Raw genomic sequence first — 2,500 nt, 5'->3', positions numbered from 1 at the left:
GCCATTCGTGCAGGTCGGAACTTACCCGACAAGGAATTTCGCTACCTTAGGACCGTTATAGTTACGGCCGCCGTTTACTGGGGCTTCAGTTCAAAGCTTGCACCTCTCCCTTTAACCTTCCAGCACCGGGCAGGCGTCAGACCCTATACGTCGTCTTGCGACTTCGCAGAGCCCTGTGTTTTTGATAAACAGTCGCTACCCCCTGGTCTGTGCCACCCCAAAATACTTGCGTAGCTTGGGGTCACGCTTCTTCCGAAGTTACGCGTGCAATTTGCCGAGTTCCTTCAGCATAGTTCTCTCAAGCGCCTTGGTATACTCTACCTGACCACCTGTGTCGGTTTCGGGTACGGTCTATAATGATGGAGCTATTTCCTGGAACCGCGTCCCTGCACATCCAATCCAATAAGAATGTACAAGTTGAGCAATCCGTCACTACCACCAGGCCCACGAATATTAACGTGGTTCCCATCGACTACGCATTTCTGCCTCGCCTTAGGGGCCGGCTAACCCTGCTCAGATTAACTTTAAGCAGGAACCCTTGGTCTTTCGGCGAGGGGGTCTCTCACCCCCTTTATCGTTACTCATGTCAACATTCGCACTTCCGATATCTCCAGGACCCCTCACAGGTATCCCTTCACAGACTTACGGAACGCTCCGCTACCACAGTCCAATCCTAAGATTGGCACTATCCTCAGCTTCGGTGCATGGCTTCAGCCCCGTTACATTTTCGGCGCAAAGACCCTTATTTAGACCAGTGAGCTGTTACGCTTTCTTTAAATGATGGCTGCTTCTAAGCCAACATCCTGGTTGTTTTGGGATCCTCACATCCTTTCCCACTTAGCCATGACTTGGGGACCTTAGCTGGAGGTTAGGGTTGTTGCCCTTTTCACGACGGACGTTAGCACCCGCCGTGTGTCTGCCGACTAGTACTCCCGGGTATTCGGAGTTTGGTTAGGATCAGTAAGACGGTGAGTCCCCATAGCCCATCCAGTGCTCTACCCCCCGGGGTATTCGGTCGACGCTCTACCTAAATAGATTTCGCGGAGAACCAGCTATTTCCGAGTTTGATTGGCCTTTCACCCCTAACCACAAGTCATCCCAATCTATTGCAACAGATGCGGGTTCGGTCCTCCAGTTGGTGTTACCCAACCTTCAACCTGCTCATGGCTAGATCACTCGGTTTCGGGTCTAATGCAACTAACTAAATCGCCCTATTCAGACTCGCTTTCGCTTCGCCTACACCTACCGGCTTAAGCTTGCTAGTTACACTAAGTCGTTGACCCATTATACAAAAGGTACGCCGTCACCCTTACGGGCTCCGACTGTTTGTAGGCATCCGGTTTCAGGTTCTATTTCACTCCCCTTGTCGGGGTGCTTTTCACCTTTCCCTCACGGTACTTGTTCGCTATCGGTCATGCACGAGTACTTAGGCTTGGAGAGTGGTCTCCCCATGTTCAGACAGGATTTCTCGTGTCCCGCCCTACTCTAGGACAATGAGTGTTCTACGCGTACGGGGCTATCACCCGCTACGGCCCAACTTTCCAGAAGGTTCCACTTTATTCCTCATTGCCACTGGCCTGGTCCGCGTTCGCTCGCCACTACTTGCGGAGTCTCGGTTGATGTCCTTTCCTTCGGGTACTTAGATGTTTCAGTTCCCCGAGTTCGCTTCTTACCCCCTATTTTATTCAGGGGTAGATACCTTATTGATAATGCTTGGAAACCATTCTGGTTTCAACGCCGGACGACCGGCGACGTGCTCAGCACTTGCGGTGCAAGCACCGAAGCAGTCCCTCGTGAACTCTCACAAGGAACTTCCCCGAAGCATTTGCTTCGCAAGGCCAGAGGCCGTCGGCGATCGTTCGCCGTAACGTCTGATCAAAGATCAGACAACCATAATGATTTCCCAAGCATTTAAGGTGGGTTTCCCCATTCGGATATCCATGGATCAAAGCTTATTCGCAGCTCCCCACGGCTTTTCGCAGCGTATCACGTCCTTCATCGCCTGTGCATGCCAAGGCATCCACCAAATGCCCTTACGACACTTAATCGTTCTCATTGCCAATGCTCATCATCTCGCTGTCGTTTCCAAAGGAAACGATCAGCAGGCAGGGTTACCTTTTACAACCCCACCAAACCAACGATGCCATCGACGTGTTCGACAGATCTGCTTTATTGGAACTACGCCGAGCAGTTCGCTTGCAGTCTGTCTTTAAGACCAGCTTCTCGAGATTGGATCCGATACCGCGCGGTCAGGCAACGGTAATCCGGTCGTCTGTCAGATAAGGCCCTAAGACCTCAAACAACACGCACAAACTGCTACGCAGTTTGCACTGACGACCCAGAGCGACAAGCTTCCTTCCTACCTCCAGCTCCTCCACCATATCCAGCCGGCTAGGCCATCCATGGTTTCATCAGAACTGGGCTCGGACGCAGGGTCAAAAACCCAACACCTGGAAGCCTCCAGATCAATCTTCTCTTCACGATATATGCAGAACAGGCA

The 2,500-nt window shown here is 51.9% G+C and carries 1 rRNA gene (only partly in view); it reads right to left on the bottom strand.

Annotation, left to right across the window (positions count from 1 at the left end):
• A 23S ribosomal RNA gene (locus tag GVL52_RS27640) occupies window positions 1–2,048 on the bottom strand; it reaches 914 nt to the left of the window's first position.
• Window positions 2,049–2,500 lie beyond the last annotated feature (452 nt).

Origin of the sequence: Rhizobium sp. 18055 (assembly GCF_902706285.1) — a bacterium.
Lineage (GTDB): Bacteria > Pseudomonadota > Alphaproteobacteria > Rhizobiales > Rhizobiaceae > Rhizobium.
Note: the sequence above shows the minus strand (reverse complement) of the source record. Positions and strands in the feature narration are given on the sequence as shown.